Genomic DNA, 1,095 nt, shown 5'->3' on the forward strand with positions numbered 1-1,095 from the left:
AGCCGGCGACGCACCGCCTCCAGCTGGTTGTCATCTTCGAGCCCCAGCATGGCGCTCATGTTTTCGTGGGTAATCGGCTTGCCGTACTCCTCAAGGCGCGCGAGCAAGTACTCACGGCTGGGTACGGGACTGTCATATTTGTCTGCTTCACGAGCCGCGTGCGGGTCGTCATCCAATGTCCAATGAGTCATGCAACCATCGTCCTTGCGTTGAGCCTACTGGGCTTGGGCTGTGGAGAGAATTCACGCGGCAGGCGGCTTGAGCCGTTCAATTTTTTTGGATTCATGCGCCAAGTATAGCGGTCACGCCTGCCTGACCCAACCATGCACTGTGCAAACGGGGCAATAGCGTTGACGAAGAGCCACCGTGGAGCGCCGCAGTGGCAAGGTTCGGGAGGATAAATCGCCGACAATCGGACGCTTGCATTCGGACGCAAAGCCGGTATCATGCATCGCGCCTTGGCCCAGATGGCGGAATTGGTAGACGCGCTAGCTTCAGGTGCTAGTGTCCTTATGGACGTGGAGGTTCAAGTCCTCTTCTGGGCACCATCGCTTCCGGCGATGGATGTTTCGAACGCACAAGGCCGGATAAGCCCGGATGGCGGAATTGGTAGACGCGCTAGCTTCAGGTGCTAGTGTCCTTATGGACGTGGAGGTTCAAGTCCTCTTCCGGGCACCATTCCAAGGGAGTTTTTCGGACTCCTGGCAGCACCGATACATGACACGCCCAGGTGGCGGAATTGGTAGACGCGCTAGCTTCAGGTGCTAGTATCCTTACGGATGTGGAGGTTCAAGTCCTCTCCTGGGCACCACGTGTCATGTAACAGTCGGCAGCACTCCCCCGCTAACGACGGCTTTGACGTAACGCTTTCCCATCTTGATTTTTCGTCGTTTCCGACCCTTGTTTACATCCAGATCGTTCTTTGCATCCAGATCGTCGCTGGCTCGATGAATTCGCGAGTAGACGACCGGTTTGCCAAGCGGCCGACATCGGCAACCTTCAGCGCCGACTCCATTCCACGGCTACTGATAGCGTCCGGGCCGAGTCGAGACCGCTTCCAGCCCCCAACCGCTCTTTTCCACCTTTCCTTCCAAC

At 57.3% G+C, this 1,095-nt stretch carries 1 protein-coding gene and 3 tRNA genes; 3 read left to right on the forward strand and 1 reads right to left on the reverse strand.

The features are described from left to right. Positions 1-191: hypothetical protein (locus BTW08_RS18440; protein ID WP_139313728.1), on the reverse strand; the 191-nt coding region annotated here is incomplete at its 3' end. A gap of 270 nt (positions 192-461) precedes the next feature. On the opposite strand from BTW08_RS18440, the gene BTW08_RS18445 reads away from it, so the two are divergent. The 3 genes from BTW08_RS18445 to BTW08_RS18455 all read left to right on the forward strand — a co-directional run bounded on the left by BTW08_RS18445 (position 462) and on the right by BTW08_RS18455 (position 811). Further along, positions 462-548, forward strand: a tRNA-Leu gene (locus BTW08_RS18445). 43 nt (positions 549-591) lie between these two features. Continuing rightward, a tRNA-Leu gene (locus BTW08_RS18450) sits at positions 592-678 on the forward strand. A 46-nt stretch (positions 679-724) separates the two neighbouring features. After that, positions 725-811 (forward strand) — tRNA-Leu (locus BTW08_RS18455). The last annotated feature ends 284 nt before the right edge of the window (positions 812-1,095 follow it).

The sequence above is a fragment of the Salinicola sp. MH3R3-1 genome (assembly GCF_001937155.1).
Classification (GTDB): domain Bacteria; phylum Pseudomonadota; class Gammaproteobacteria; order Pseudomonadales; family Halomonadaceae; genus Salinicola; species Salinicola halophyticus.